The sequence below is a fragment of the Spirosoma koreense genome (assembly GCF_054777875.1).
Map to the genome: position 1 here is coordinate 223935 of NZ_BAAHAC010000002.1, position 13896 is coordinate 237830.

Here is a 13896-nt window from a genome sequence, read left to right on the forward strand (position 1 = left end):
CTGACGATTTCCCTATTAAAGGTGTCAATCCACAATCTTTACCCGAATCCGGTGCGGAGCGACCTGGTTACCTCCAAAATAAAGACCGGTGTTGTAGGCAAACGTTTTGTTGTGCGTGAACGGGACGGCCTGACCACCCAGCACCTGGTACATTTTCCGGTCGTAATCGATTTTGATGGTCAGCTTGGTGGGCGTGTTAATCGTCGTCTCGGCCACTTTAAAATCGATCCGGTTCCCTTCCACGTAAATGTATGCCCCCAGATCGATGCAGTTTCGCTGCTTGTTCCAGCGCCAGCCCACCCGGGCGCCATCCACCTGATGCGGAGGGACGCCAGTTGTAATATCCTGATCTTTAGACCCAACAAACCCCAAACCAATTACTTTATTCCAATCGTCGGCATCGGTGGTTCCAACGTCGTAAATGCAGCTACTGTCGAAGGTAACGGTTGCCGATACTTCGTGTGGACTGATCAGCAGCCCAACTTTCCGCTTCGGATTCGGTTCGTGTTCACCTGCTTCGATCACGACCCAATCGGGGTCCGACAGCAGGAAATCGGGAACGCAGGCGCTCATGCACAGGGTAAAGCCGACTAGTAACACGGCTTTAAGAACAAAAGCCGGATAACGACCCGATGAATTAAAATGTGGCATAAGTAGCTGGAGCAAAGGCCTAAATCTTTGCAAATAACGTTATAAATCAGCTACAGCGTGTCCCGTTCGCTCAAGTAGCCCAAAAGGCCGAAAAACCACCGTATACTTATTTACTTAAATGTCTTTCCCGTATCTTTAAAAGATCAAAGCGCTAGCCTCCTTATGCAGCCTGTCATTCCTTCCTCTGCCGAGCCTGTTTATACCCTAAAGCCTCTTCGATCCGTTTCCTGGCGATTAGGTATCCCAACCTATATCTACGCCGTCGTTTTCTCCTCCTTTTGTGTCGTGATGGGCCTGCTGTGGGACATCATGTGGCACATGAGCATCGGCCGCGATGGACTTTTTGCGCCCCCGCATATGGTCATTTACGTAGGAGCCGTAGTGGCCGGTTTGTTTTCAGCCTATCAGATTCTGAATCTGACATTCACAAAAAATCACCCGGCCCGAGCCGGTGCGGTGCGGTTTTGGGGAATTTTCTACGGTTCGCTGGGCGCTATGTTCTGCGTGTGGGGTGCACTGGCGATGCTCACTTCCGCCCCGTTCGACGACTGGTGGCATAATACCTATGGCCTCGATGTGCAGATCCTTACCCCGCCCCATACCATCCTGATCATCGGGATCATGACCGTGCAGTTCGGCGCCATCGTCGGTATTCTGGCGCTCCAGAACCAATACCGGAACACGCTACTAACACCCAGTGCTACCTCGACGCGGTTGAAATGGTTGTTTGCGATTGCCGCCGGCTTACTGCTGACGATGCTGTTTTCCATGTTTGCCGAATCGCTGACCCGCAGCCAGACCCACGGCTCACGCTTTTACATTACGGCAGCCATCGTTTTTCCTTTTTACCTGACCGCCATGGGTCGTGCTTCGTTACTACGGTGGCCGGTTACGGTCATTTCGGGATTATTCATGCTCTTTCTGTTGTTGCCAAGCTGGGTACTGCAATATTTCCCGGCCACACCCCGGCTGGGTCCGGTTCTGAACCCGATCACCCATTACCAGCCGTTTCTGTTTCCGCCCCTGCTGGTCCTTCCTGCGTTCGTGATGGATTGGCTCATGCACCGCTTCGACAATTCGGCTACGGGCAAAAAGGTCAATGACTGGCTATTGGCTGGACTGATTGGTATCGCCTTTCTGCTGGTTCTGCTGATCGTTCAGTGGCCATTCGGCGAGTTTCTGCACACCTCACCCAGCGCCCGCAACGGTTTCTTTTTATCCTATTCCTACGGCTACAACCGGCTGCCCGATTCGCCTTACCGATACGCCTATAATCCGGAGCGTATACAGCCTCTGGCCGACTTCGCGATTGGTTTCGGGAAAGCCTTGCTGTATGCTGCTGTATCGGCTCGGATCGGCTTGTTGTGGGGGAACTGGATGAAACGGGTGGTACGATAAATGTAAAGAAGATGCGTTTCGAGTTTATAAAAAAGTACGCTCGCCTGCCGTGGCCTGCGCTTATTCTGATACTGGTTTGTTGGTTACCGCTGGCTCAGTCAGTCGAAGCACACGTTGGCAGTTCAGGCGTTATTGTTCAGAAACAGGCGGGTAAGTATCAACTGCTGGTCAGCATAAAACCACCCGACGTAGTTCCCGGAACAGCCTCGATCACGGTTTTTGTCGAACAGGGACGAGTAAGTACCATTGGCGCGCGACCTATTTATTTCAATGCCGGCGATGAAGGAGCCCCCACGCACGACATCCTGAAATCCATCGATACCCACCGCTACGAGGGCGAGGTCTGGTTGATGGAATCAGGCTCATCGAGTATCGAGCTGAGCATCGACGGACCCGACGGAAAACAACAGGTCGTAGTACCGGTGATGGCCGAAGCAACCGCCCTGCGGGAAATGCCTGCGGGTACCGGGTTCGCCCTCGCAGCACTCGGACTGTTGCTGGTCGTCATGCTGATCACGATCATCGGCGCCAGCAATGCCGACGGAGTTACGCCCCCCAATCAACCGATTCCGGCTTCTATTCAGCGACGACGTTACGTAGGCATGGGGATCGGGCTGGTCGTGCTGACGCTGCTCCTGACGGGTTGGCGATTCTGGTGGACCAGCAAAGCCGCGGATTACCGGAATGAGCAGCTTTTTCGACCTATGCCGATTCATACGTCGATTCAGGTAATTGATGCCCAGCGACAACTGACTATTCGGTTCGATACGGCCCGAGTCAAAGCCAGCCGGTGGAACCGCCGGAAGCTGAGTTACCTCATACCGGACCACGGCAAGTTGATGCATGCGTTTCTGGTTCGTGTGCCAGGCCTGGATGCTTTTGCTCATTTACATCCCGCTCGCAAACACACCCTGCAGTTCCAGACAGCCCTTCCCCCACTTCCAGGTGGTAAGTACCTGCTTTATGCCGACATTGTGTATCGAAGCGGTTTTACCGAAACGGTAACAGACACCGTCGACGTACCTGCTTTACGAATTCGTCCTGAAGCAGCCACCAGCGCCAGACTTACGGATTCGGATGACAGCTGGCTCACCACCGAGCCGATGGGTGTCAAGACAGGAGCGGCCGCTATCCCCCGCTTAGACAACGATATGGTCATCTGCGGTAAACCCGGCGCTGGCACCAGACTCGCCGATGGATCGACGATGCTATGGATGGATAAACCAAGCCCGGTTTTAGAAACGGGAAAAGTGTATACGTTAAAATTTGCCGTGGCCGATTCGGCCGGAAAAGCCGCGATGCTGGAACCCTATCTGGGCATGGGTGGGCACGCCGTACTTCTCCGCTCCGATGGCACAGTCTATATTCACCTGCACCCGATCGGCACCTATTCGATGGCTGCCGAAGGGTCCTTTGTCAGCCGCATTGCCGACACCGCCCGGACCTTCCTCTACCCCCGTGCCGCTTCATTCCGCGACAGTATAGATGCCTATGTAGCCAGGCTCAACGCTTTATCCGAAGCCGAGAAAAACAAGCAGCTGATGGGTGGTATGCCCGTTATGAAACATTCGTTACCGATCAACAACATGGTCGAATTTCCGTATGCTTTTCCGCGAGCTGGTCATTACCGGATTTGGGTTCAGGTTAAGCGGAACGGGCGTGTTCTGACGGGCGTGTTCGATACACAAGTCGATGATCCGCTTATGTGAATCTAATAGCTATAACTTATTCAGAATCAGTTTAGGACTGATCCAATCGTAGCCTATTTGAAAATATTTTTGAAAAGAGTGCTTGACAAACCATGAAAACGCCCTAAATTTGCATCCACAATTCGCCGATGGACTGGCAAATTGCAAAACGCGAAAGTAGCTCAGCTGGTAGAGCGCGACCTTGCCAAGGTCGAGGTCGCGGGTTCGAACCCCGTCTTTCGCTCCACAAAGAGGCACCGGACCCGGTGCTTTTTTTGTAAATGTCCGCTTCGGCGGGGCAAGCCGGGATGGCGGAATAGGTAGACGCGCCGGACTTAAAATCCTGTGGTCCTTACGGGCCGTGCGGGTTCGATTCCCGCTCCTGGTACATGATTATACAGAGGTTGTGTCATTCGTTGATACAACCTCTTTTTTATTCAAACATTAGCCGATTACGGCTGACAGATCAAACAGGAATTAGTGCATATTGCGTTTCCAGACAAAAACGACCCTTCTTAGATAAATCCGAATAGAATATGCCTGCCAGAAACGGGAAAAGCAAAGCGAATCCGCCAGGCCATCGAATTTTAGTGATCGATGACAGTATGGACGCGACTCTGATGCTGTCCATGCTTCTGAAAGGAAGAGGATACGAAGTACATACCCGAAATAGTGGCCGGGCGGGGCTCGAAGCTGGGGAATCCCTAAGCCCTGAGATCATCCTGCTGGATATTGGCATGCCTGACCTGGATGGCTTTGAGACCTGTCAACTGCTTCGCCAACAGCCCTGGGGGCAATTTGTGGTGGTCATTGCCCTGACAGGTTACGGTCAGGAGGAAGATAGACAACGGACCAGGGAAGCCGGGTTCGATGCTCATCTGGTGAAACCAGTTGCGGTAACGATGCTCACTCAGCTAATCGACGAACTCGTCAGCAAAAAGGGAATCCAAGCCAATAGGTAAATAGCTTATTATCAATAATATATGCGCAGAAAATCACGTAGCCGGCAATTGGTTGACGCGTAACGTATCAATCCTTTATAGCTTTCCGGTTCGATCCGGCTCCCGTTAGAAGCGCCTTCATTAGTTTGTTTTAGTGGCCATCACTAAACCAGGCTCATGCCTGCACGAAATCGACGACGCTAAGCCCGTTACCAGTTGTTCCTGATCCGCTTTGAATTCGTTCTTTCTCGTAGTTTAGCCTTCCATTTCCTCGGTTTTCTGTTCATCATATCCATTTTCTAATTTTGTCAGGTTCTTACTTGTACATTTTATTTTGATTCGTATATTTGACACCTTTGGCAAATATTAATTGCTCAGAATCTATTCATTATGAATAACTTATGAGCTCTTTTTTTAGCCATTATCCACCCGATCTGATAGTTTCAGTGTTCAACTAAATCCAGCCTCCTGTTCAGCTACGAACGGGCAGGCTTTGAATTGCATCATCCACATGAAAGTTTCGCCTTTGCAACCGTTTCAAATCGTGTATTCGTTACTGGATCACGAGTTTCTGGGCTATCTTATTGAGGCTTTTGTGGTACAGCGGAACAGCCGGGGCGAACTAACGTTACTCAATCAGACCCTATCTACACAAAATGTTAGTGAATTTGCGAAAGGTTTAGACGAGCGTGATTTCGAACTGGTAAAACTCATCGACAGTATTCAGCAGGATACTATCGTTAAGAAGTTCAATACCCGGAAGTTGCCCGCTGTCGATTTCTTTCTGAAGATATATGATCAGCAGAAAGGCGATAAGCTGATTCAGGAAGCAATTTGTGGTTATCTGGAAAACATAAAGGCGCAGATTATGGCCCTGATGCCCGGTAAGCCGTTTTACATCATGGGTAACGACGGTAACCCAGCCTGGGAAAAAATCAACTGGATGCCCGAACCGGCCCGCGTTCATTTCCACTTTATCCGCAATGCCGATTCTACCCATTATTTTCCGATTATCCGGTATCCGGTTGGTACGCGGGAAGATGGATCGACGGAAACCACGCGGGTCGAGTTTCAGTTCAAAGAGGCTCTGATGATTTGCGATGAACCGGCCTACCTCATGGTAGGCAATCGCCTGTATCATTTCAGCAAAAATGTCGACGGGAAAAAACTGCGGCCTTTCTTCTCCAAAAACCACATCGTTATTCCGCGAAACATTGAACAGCAGTACTACGAGCGGTTTGTCACTCAGCTCATTGCCTCTTACGACGTATATGCCCAAGGGTTCGAAATCCGGAGTGAAATTCTGGAACCTGTGCCTGTTCTGACGGTTTCGGAGATGGTATCCTCCAGTCGGCCTGTTTCAGCTTCGGTGCTTCAGCACGGAACAGGGGGCACCGATACGATCGACCGAAATGACGAAACGAATCAGCGGATGTCGTTCGATCTTTCGTTCCAGTATGGCGACTTCACCTTTCACTTCGATAATTTTGGGCCGTCGGCCAATGTGAGTCTGGAAAAGAAAAACGATGAGTACATTTTTCATAAAATTCGCCGGGACCAACGGCTGGAGCGTCAGAAGTTAACCTTTCTGCGCGACACGGGCGTCGATCTGCGGCAGGGTCGATTATCACTTTCTAAAGCCGAAGCGTTTGCCTGGCTATCGGATAACAGCCAGAAATTACAGACCTCCGGCTTCGTTCTTCGGCAGGATGCCCAGGATACGAAACGCTATTTTCTGGGTTATTCGAGCATCGACGTGTCTATTCAGGAGGGTCGCGATTGGTTCGATATTTACGCCAATGTTCGTTTTGGCGAATTCGAGATTCCTTTTCTGAAACTGCGAACGCTTATTCTGAATAAGAAACGAGAGTTCAAATTACCGAACGGTGAGATCGCCGTAATTCCAGAAACCTGGTTTACGAAATATTCCGAACTGTTTGGATTCCTGGAACCCGTCGACGGAACCGATAAGATTCATAACGGGCTGGTTCTGCAGAAGCATCATCTGGCGCTGGTTCAGGAGCTGGAACGCGATAATCTGGCAACCACGCTCATCAGTCGTAAGCTGGAACGGCTACGCGATTTTGACGAAATCGAGTCGTTTCCATTACCGCATCAGTTCAACGGAAAGCTGCGGCCCTACCAACAAGCCGGTTACGACTGGATGAACTTTCTGCGTCAGTACCGTTTTGGCGGCTGTCTGGCCGACGACATGGGCCTGGGCAAAACCGTAATGACCCTGGCTATGTTACAGGGGCAAAAAGAAGCGGGGGCTACCGCCCCTAGTTTGCTGATTATGCCTACATCGCTGCTGTATAACTGGGAACTCGAGTCGCGTAAGTTCACACCAAACCTGCGCGTGATGGTCTATACAGGTACGTATCGTGAAAAAAACACCGCTCAGTTCGACGATTATGACCTGATCCTGACCTCCTACGGTATCGTCCGGATCGACATCGATATTCTGAGCGATTACCGGTTCAATTACGTAATCCTGGATGAATCGCAGGCCATAAAAAACCCATCGTCGCACATTACCAAGGCCGTTGTGCAATTGAATACCGCCTATCGGCTTATTCTAACCGGCACTCCGCTCGAGAATAGTACCATGGACCTGTGGTCGCAAATGTCGTTCATCAATCCGGGGCTGCTGGGTAGCCAGTCTTTTTTCCGGAATGAGTTTCAGATTCCAATCGAAAAACGGCATGACGACACGAAGATCAGCCGGTTGTATAGCCTGATCAAACCGTTTATGCTTCGACGTAATAAAGCGCAGGTGGCAACGGATCTGCCCGAAAAAGTTGATAGTGTGCTTTACTCCGAAATGACTCCGGAGCAGGAAAAACAGTATGAAGAAGCCAAGTCGTACTACCGCAACCTGATTCTGGAACACATTGAAGAAGAAGGCATGGCGAAATCGCAGATGGTGGTGCTGCAGGGGCTCACCAAACTCCGGCAAATCGCCAACCACCCGCGTATGGTCGATGCTGATTATGAGGGCGATTCGGGAAAGCTGGATGATGTTCTGATGCGGCTGGAAAGCGCCATGACCGAAAACCACAAGGTTCTGGTATTCAGCCAGTTCATTAAACACCTGAATGTCGTTCAGCAGTACCTGAAAGAAAAGAATATCAAATACGCTTACCTGGATGGCTCTACCACCGATCGCCAGAGCCAGGTCGAATTGTTTCAGACCGACGATTCGGTAAAGCTGTTTCTGATCTCGCTGAAAGCGGGCGGACTGGGCCACAACTTAACGGCCGCCGATTATGTCTTTATCCTAGACCCCTGGTGGAATCCGGCCATCGAAGCACAGGCCGTCGATCGGGCTCACCGCATTGGTCAGAAGAAAACCGTGTTTACCTACAAGTTCATTGCCAAAAATACGGTCGAAGAAAAAATACTGTCGTTGCAACGGGCTAAGCAGCAGTTGGCTGGCAGCCTGATCACCACGGAAGAAAACTTCATGAAATCCCTCACCAAAGAAGATATTCTGGCTTTACTGGAGTAATCGGTCAAAAAAGTATCGGTTCGTCAGGGACACTCTTGCTTTCTGGTAGTTATCTATCCGAATTAGCTGATAGTTATACTAAACGAACTCGACGTATGAACGTGAAAAGTATCTTCGGAATCATCCTTACGCTGGTAGGATTGATCGGTCTGGTCTATGGTGGTATCGATTTTACCAAAGGCGGTGTTGCCCAGGCTTCATTTGTCTATTTGATTCTCGGTGGTATTTTCTTCTTTACGGGAATCAGTCTGATCCGCAGTACGAGATCATGAGCAAACTGACCGATCGGTCAGCGCATATACACACCCATCCGCTCCTCATCACCCAGGATTACCTCAACGTGTTCGGTCAGGGTGGTGCTTAGTTCATACCCTTTGTAATCGGCGGCCACCGGGTAGCGTGGATGGTTCCGGTCGACCAGCACCGCTACCTGTAGTTTACGGACCGGCATGACCAGAAAGGGCTGCAAACTAAAAGCCAGGGTTCGCCCTGTATACAACACATCGTCGACTACCACCACGACTGTATCCGCATACTCGCTGGCGGGCAGATCCGGCTGAACGATCGGCTGCGTAGGTTGGCCTTTGTCTAGCCGGAGCTGTAGCAAATTGACCGTAAACGGCGCAATGGCTTTCAGTTCTTTTGCCAGAGCTTGTGCGAGCACGTACCCCTCCCCCGATATACCCGCCAGCACCAGGGTAGTCTCCTCAAAATTATTTTCGTAGATCTGAAAAGCAATTCGTCTGATTTTCTGGCGTATCTGCTCAGGATTCAGGACAAGCGTTGGTAGGGCGGTGTTCATGCAGCAATCCGAAAAAACAATTCACGCCGTAAAGATGAGAAAAAGCCGTTCGGCAACGAAATATATCATACTGAACGGGCCTCCTGGTAGGGCTGGTATACCGCATCGATTCTAATTCGCCGTATCTTTGTCTGTTCATGTAGAAGTAGCTATGATTGTTAAAACCAAAAAGTACGCCTTAGATCAAAAAACGTACATTAATATTGCCCTCCGCCAGTGGGTAAAAGACAACTGGAAATGGGCGTTTGTGCCCCTGGCCGCCATTTTTCTGAATGTTGTTCTAAACCTGACCAACGTATATCCGAACTACTGGATTTACATTGTCGTCGTGTTGCTGACCATTCTGTACGTCCTGTTCTGGGCCGTTCAGATTACGGGTATCGCTCAGATGGAACAGAGTAAAGCCTTGTTTCAGAAATATGTTTATGAAATTGACAGCCGCCAGATTCTGATGCGCATCAATGCCAAAGAGGGCGGGATTCTGAAATGGACCCAGATCAACAACGTCATTAAAGACAAAGACGCTTACATTCTGTTTCTGGATAATACCGAGGCCATGGCGAACGTCAAAGCCAGCTGGATTGCCAAAACGGTAACCAAAGGACTAGCCAAAGCGCAGTTCCTATACCTGCCATTCAACATTTTCACCAGCGAAAACGATCTTCGTTTTACCGATGCCTTGTTAAAGCGGAAAGGACTTTTGCCGGGCGGGGTTCCTGCCGAAGTGGTAAAGTAAAGCGTTTTTAGTCCCGTCTTATCCTTTAAACCCTGCGGGCTGTAGCCACTAAATAGCTACAGCCCGCAGGGTTTCTCTTTGCGTTTCTTAAAAACTGCTCAGGCCCACTCCAGGCGCCGATTATCGCTCGTTCGCAGACGATAGTTTATCATACGTGGTATTTTTTTAATAATATCGCAATCGAGATTACCGATTCTGTTGTCAAAAAAATGATTATTTGCAGAATCAGAGTCTCTTGAATACAACCATGGCAACTTCGCTTTATCAGTAAGTTCGTTTGTTGCCAGAAAATCTTCCTCCTCAATCATCGATTAACCATAGTGCATGATAAATTTTAATAACTCACCTATAGTATACTTATTGCTGATGTATGCGATGGGATGGGGGCTGGTGCTACTGGTATTCCTGCCGGACAAGTTCATTCAAAAATATACCTGGTTAGCCTTCGTTAAGCGTGATCGTTTCTTCCTGGCAATTGTTTTCCTGACGCTATTTTTAATGCGGCTACCCAGCATCGTTTACAATGGAGAAATCAACATCGACGAGAGCCAGATCATCAGCCAGGCGTTGACCTTGTGGTACGACCCGGTTTACTTTCGATCGGTAGATGGCACGACAGGCGGTCCGCTGACGAGTTATCTGCTGGTATTGCCCCGCTTGCTGGGACTGCCTTTCGATTATATCACAGCTCACTCGGTAGCGTTTGTTTTGCTGGCGGTGAGCTTCGGTCTCACCTTCTACGCAGCTCGTTTTTTGTTTGGATCAAGAGCGGCCCGGCTGGCGCTCATTCCTTTCCTTTTTCTGCTGGGGCTGCCCAAAACCTACGATTTTCTCTTCTATAGTAGCGAATTGCTTTCGGTAACGACCCTGAGCTGGCTTTATTACCTGGTGATTACGCAGTATAAACAACCCGACAAAACAACCGGACAGCTTCTGCTGATCGGATTTTTGTGTAGCCTCGTTCCGTTCGAGAAAATTCAGGGCTTACTGCTGGCGGGTGCCGTCGGCCTGTTCGTGGTGTATCAGATTTTGACCAATAAAACCCGGTCGGCTGGTCAGAAAGGGCGGCAATTACTGGTACTTATGGGCGGGGCTGTAGCTTTTCCTCTCGCTTTCATAGCCTGGATGTATGCCGAAGGACTGTTCGACGATTTTGTTAATTTCTACATACGGGACAACCTCTCGTATAGCCAACCGCTTACGTTTTTCCAGAAAGTCATTCGATTTCGACTTTTTCTGCTCAACGCCAGCGAATTTGCCTGGCTACTTACGCTGTTGGCTGGTTTCTGCCTACTTTGGTTGCTTACCGCAAGCCGTCGTTTTAAAATCGATATCGATTCCCGACTGCCTTTTCTATTTCTGCTACTTGTCCTGCTGACCGCTTTTTATACGGTTACTTTTCCCGGCAATTATTTTATCCACTACCTGTATTACGTGTTCGGTCCATTGATGCTGCTGTTTGCCTTCCTGTTGAACAGCTTCCGAACCTCTTTTTCACAGGTATCTGCAGCAATATTGATCATTGCCTTCGTAAGTACGTTTGGCATCAGGTTACTGATTGATCATCGGCGGCATCAGTCGCTGAATCCCTTTGCCAGCGACCAGCAGGGCGGGTGGGTTCTCCCACAGAACACCATCACCAGGGCAATTTCGAAATACGGTCACAAGGGGGAAACACTGGCTGTCTGGGGCTGGCACAACGATTATTACGTTCGGCTTCAGATGCCGCAGGCCGTCGCCGAAAACCATACGATTCGCAGTATCGAGCATAAAACCCTGAAGCCCGTTTATCACAAACGGTATGCGGCCAACATGCTGCGTTCGTTACCACCTGTTTTCGTCGACGTAGTCGGAAAGCAGGGCTTTTACCTGTCGGATCGTAAAACGCAGGGGTATGAAATCAACAAGGCCTTGGAGCAGGTCATTGCTACCCATTACACCTATGCAGGCCTGGTAGACGATGTCCGGCTGTTTGTGCGCAACGACCGTTATCAGGCCGTGCATTAGGTTCGTTCCTGCTGACGAACCAGAACGGAATGCCAGCAGGAACAGTACATGGTTCTTATTTCGCCTGATTCGTGAAATCGACCACGGTCAGGTCGGCCAGCCAGGGCCCGACGATGGTGCCGAATTCTTTGTGCGCCGGATGCGGTAAATAAGCATCCCGATCTTTCTCTGAATCGAATGTCAGAATGAAGGCGTGGGTCAGGCCATGCGCATGATTTTCAGGACTGTTGTTGGTGCCCCACTGAAACCCTTTGATCTGTTTGATTTTGGAGGGCAGGGCTTCGAATGCAGCCAGAATTTCCTTTAGCTTCTCGGGAGTCGTTTCGGGCTTGAACTTAAAGAGCACGATGTGTTGGACAACGTTCGTTTTCATTTTTTTCGTGGGCGGTTCGTTGCTGGATGGGTTGGCGTGAGCGACAATGGACAACAGGGTCAGCGCTACGGCGGCAAAGATGTGTTTCATAATTCGATATCGGTTTGTCGGGTAAAGAAAATAAAAGTGCCACCCTACTTTGAGTGGCACTTGGAAAATGAACCGCATCGGCGGCCCGGCTGGATTTTTGTGATTTTATTGATTGACTATGATTTTCATAGCGCTTTCGTTGAAAGCAACAACCATAGTCAGTCAAATCATAAAAATGCTGCCAGGCCGCCGATGCGGTTACGAGAGTTTCGCTTTCAGGTTCGTATCCAGCGCTTCGAGGAAGTCCTCCGTGTTGAGGTAATGCTCACCGGCAACCAGGTTCGTATCGCTCGGATAAACCGAAATGGCCAGATCTTTCGTCATTTTGCCGCTCTCAACGGTTTCGACGCATACCTGTTCCAGTGCATTAGCAAAATCGATCAGTTGCTGATTACCGTCCAGTTTGCCCCGGAAAGCCAGCCCACGGGTCCAGGCATAAATCGACGCGATCGGGTTGGTCGAGGTTTTGTTCCCTTTCTGGTATTCGCGGTAGTGACGCGTGACGGTACCGTGGGCCGCTTCGGCTTCCATCGTCTGCCCATCGGGTGTAACCAGCACCGAGGTCATCAGACCCAGCGAGCCAAAGCCCTGGGCAACCGTATCCGACTGAACGTCACCGTCGTAGTTTTTGCAGGCCCATACGAAGTTGCCGTTCCACTTCAGTGCTGAAGCCACCATATCGTCGATAAGCCGGTGTTCGTAATGAACGCCCTTCGCCTTAAACTGCGCTTCATAGATTTCCTGGAAGATGTCTTTGAAACGGCCGTCGTATTTCTTCAGAATCGTGTTCTTGGTCGACAGGTACAGCGGCCAGCCTTTTTGCAAGGCCATGTTGAAGCAAGCCAGAGCAAAGCCCCGAATCGACTCGTCGACGTTGTACATACCCATCGCTACACCCGGACCTTTGAAGTTGAAGACTTCGTATTCCTGAACCGTACCGTCGGCACCTTCAAATTTCATGGTCAGTTTACCCGCGCCCGGTACCAGAAAATCCGTAGCCCGATATTGATCGCCGAAAGCGTGGCGGCCTACGATGATCGGAGCCGTCCAGTTGGTTACCAGACGGGGTACGTTGCTCATCACAATCGGCTCGCGGAACACGGTACCGTCCAGAATGTTCCGGATCGTACCGTTCGGCGACTTCCACATTTGTTTGAGATTGAACTCTTTCACACGGTCTTCGTCGGGCGTGATGGTTGCGCACTTAATTCCGACGCCGTACTGTTTGATGGCATTGGCCGCGTCAATCGTTACCTGGTCGTTGGTTTCGTCGCGGTATTCAATGCCCAGGTCGTAGTATTTAATGTCAACGTCGACGTAGGGCAGGATCAGCTTGTCTTTAATAAACTTCCAAATAATACGGGTCATTTCGTCGCCATCCAGTTCGACAACCGGATTTGCCACTTTAATTTTTTCCATTTGACTTTGGTATAAACGATTGAAAACGATACGAAAACTTAGCCGCCCGGCGGCCCGGCGCAAAAGTAGTGAATATCGCCCAAAGATGGGTGTCGCTTCTTCCGCGAGCTTCGCGAGGACAGGACACGAATTGACGATAGTAGCTGATCCTGTTTGTCCAGCATTTCTGCACACAGCTCATACTAACCAGGAAACAAAACTGACTCATGCGTCTGGTGGGAATTCAGCTGAGATGAGAAATAATATAATTATCAATGAGGATAATTTCCGTATTTTTAGG

The 13896-nt window shown here is 50.0% G+C and carries 11 protein-coding genes and 2 tRNA genes; 9 read left to right on the forward strand and 4 right to left on the reverse strand.

What is annotated here, in order from left to right; all coding sequences use genetic code 11:
- Window positions 1–24 precede the first annotated feature (24 nt).
- Complete coding sequence (locus ACYVC2_RS01580; RefSeq protein ID WP_461100520.1) at window positions 25–651, reverse strand: hypothetical protein; 627 nt, start codon at window positions 649–651, stop codon at window positions 25–27.
- Between the two features lie 162 nt (window positions 652–813).
- Here ACYVC2_RS01580 and ACYVC2_RS01585 point away from each other — a divergent pair, with 162 nt between their 5' ends.
- The 7 genes from ACYVC2_RS01585 (at window position 814) to ACYVC2_RS01615 (ending at window position 8461) form a co-directional block, all read left to right on the forward strand.
- Complete coding sequence (locus tag ACYVC2_RS01585) at window positions 814–2049, forward strand: hypothetical protein (RefSeq protein ID WP_461100521.1); 1236 nt, start codon at window positions 814–816, stop codon at window positions 2047–2049.
- Between the two features lie 11 nt (window positions 2050–2060).
- Window positions 2061–3758 (forward strand): hypothetical protein, encoded by a 1698-nt coding sequence (locus ACYVC2_RS01590; RefSeq protein ID WP_461100522.1) that lies wholly within the window; start codon window positions 2061–2063, stop codon window positions 3756–3758.
- 150 nt (window positions 3759–3908) lie between these two features.
- Window positions 3909–3984: transfer RNA gene (locus tag ACYVC2_RS01595), tRNA-Gly, on the forward strand.
- Between the two features lie 55 nt (window positions 3985–4039).
- Window positions 4040–4125, forward strand: a tRNA-Leu gene (locus ACYVC2_RS01600).
- 148 nt (window positions 4126–4273) lie between these two features.
- A complete protein-coding gene (locus ACYVC2_RS01605; RefSeq protein ID WP_461100523.1) occupies window positions 4274–4699 on the forward strand; it encodes a response regulator in 426 nt (141 codons plus the stop codon).
- A gap of 490 nt (window positions 4700–5189) precedes the next feature.
- A complete protein-coding gene (locus ACYVC2_RS01610) occupies window positions 5190–8189 on the forward strand; it encodes a DEAD/DEAH box helicase (protein ID WP_461100524.1) in 3000 nt (999 codons plus the stop codon).
- Between the two features lie 95 nt (window positions 8190–8284).
- Window positions 8285–8461 carry a hypothetical protein gene (locus ACYVC2_RS01615; protein WP_461100525.1) on the forward strand — a complete coding sequence of 59 codons (177 nt, stop codon included), beginning with the start codon at window positions 8285–8287 and terminating at the stop codon, window positions 8459–8461.
- Window positions 8462–8478: 17 nt separating this feature from the next.
- Here the strand turns inward: ACYVC2_RS01615 and ACYVC2_RS01620 are convergent, their stop codons facing one another.
- Window positions 8479–8991, reverse strand: a complete 513-nt coding sequence (locus ACYVC2_RS01620) for a phosphoribosyltransferase family protein (RefSeq protein ID WP_461100526.1) — start codon at window positions 8989–8991, stop codon at window positions 8479–8481.
- 151 nt (window positions 8992–9142) lie between these two features.
- Between ACYVC2_RS01620 and ACYVC2_RS01625 the strand changes: the two genes are divergently transcribed.
- Entirely contained in the window at window positions 9143–9727 is a 585-nt protein-coding gene (locus ACYVC2_RS01625; protein ID WP_461100527.1) for a YcxB family protein, read from the forward strand.
- A gap of 324 nt (window positions 9728–10051) precedes the next feature.
- Window positions 10052–11734 (forward strand): hypothetical protein, encoded by a 1683-nt coding sequence (locus ACYVC2_RS01630; protein ID WP_461100528.1) that lies wholly within the window; start codon window positions 10052–10054, stop codon window positions 11732–11734.
- 55 nt (window positions 11735–11789) lie between these two features.
- Here the strand turns inward: ACYVC2_RS01630 and ACYVC2_RS01635 are convergent, their stop codons facing one another.
- Both ACYVC2_RS01635 and ACYVC2_RS01640 read right to left on the reverse strand, forming a co-directional pair.
- A complete protein-coding gene (locus ACYVC2_RS01635; RefSeq protein ID WP_461100529.1) occupies window positions 11790–12197 on the reverse strand; it encodes a Dabb family protein in 408 nt (135 codons plus the stop codon).
- 198 nt (window positions 12198–12395) lie between these two features.
- On the reverse strand, window positions 12396–13616 hold the full coding sequence (locus ACYVC2_RS01640; RefSeq protein WP_461100530.1) for an NADP-dependent isocitrate dehydrogenase: 1221 nt from the start codon (window positions 13614–13616) through the stop codon (window positions 12396–12398).
- Window positions 13617–13896 lie beyond the last annotated feature (280 nt).

Bases quoted from the DNA above. Each gene is read 5' to 3' on its own strand.
- ACYVC2_RS01610 (WP_461100524.1), top strand. From the start codon at position 5,190: ATGAAAGTTTCGCCTTTGCAACCGTTTCAAATCGTGTATTCGTTACTG.
- ACYVC2_RS01605 (WP_461100523.1), top strand. From the start codon at position 4,274: ATGCCTGCCAGAAACGGGAAAAGCAAAGCGAATCCGCCAGGCCATCGA.
- ACYVC2_RS01585 (WP_461100521.1), top strand. From the start codon at position 814: ATGCAGCCTGTCATTCCTTCCTCTGCCGAGCCTGTTTATACCCTAAAG.
- ACYVC2_RS01620 (WP_461100526.1), bottom strand. From the start codon at position 8,991: ATGAACACCGCCCTACCAACGCTTGTCCTGAATCCTGAGCAGATACGC.
- ACYVC2_RS01635 (WP_461100529.1), bottom strand. From the start codon at position 12,197: ATGAAACACATCTTTGCCGCCGTAGCGCTGACCCTGTTGTCCATTGTC.
- ACYVC2_RS01590 (WP_461100522.1), top strand. From the start codon at position 2,061: ATGCGTTTCGAGTTTATAAAAAAGTACGCTCGCCTGCCGTGGCCTGCG.
- ACYVC2_RS01640 (WP_461100530.1), bottom strand. From the start codon at position 13,616: ATGGAAAAAATTAAAGTGGCAAATCCGGTTGTCGAACTGGATGGCGAC.
- ACYVC2_RS01615 (WP_461100525.1), top strand. From the start codon at position 8,285: ATGAACGTGAAAAGTATCTTCGGAATCATCCTTACGCTGGTAGGATTG.
- ACYVC2_RS01580 (WP_461100520.1), bottom strand. From the start codon at position 651: ATGCCACATTTTAATTCATCGGGTCGTTATCCGGCTTTTGTTCTTAAA.
- ACYVC2_RS01625 (WP_461100527.1), top strand. From the start codon at position 9,143: ATGATTGTTAAAACCAAAAAGTACGCCTTAGATCAAAAAACGTACATT.
- ACYVC2_RS01630 (WP_461100528.1), top strand. From the start codon at position 10,052: ATGATAAATTTTAATAACTCACCTATAGTATACTTATTGCTGATGTAT.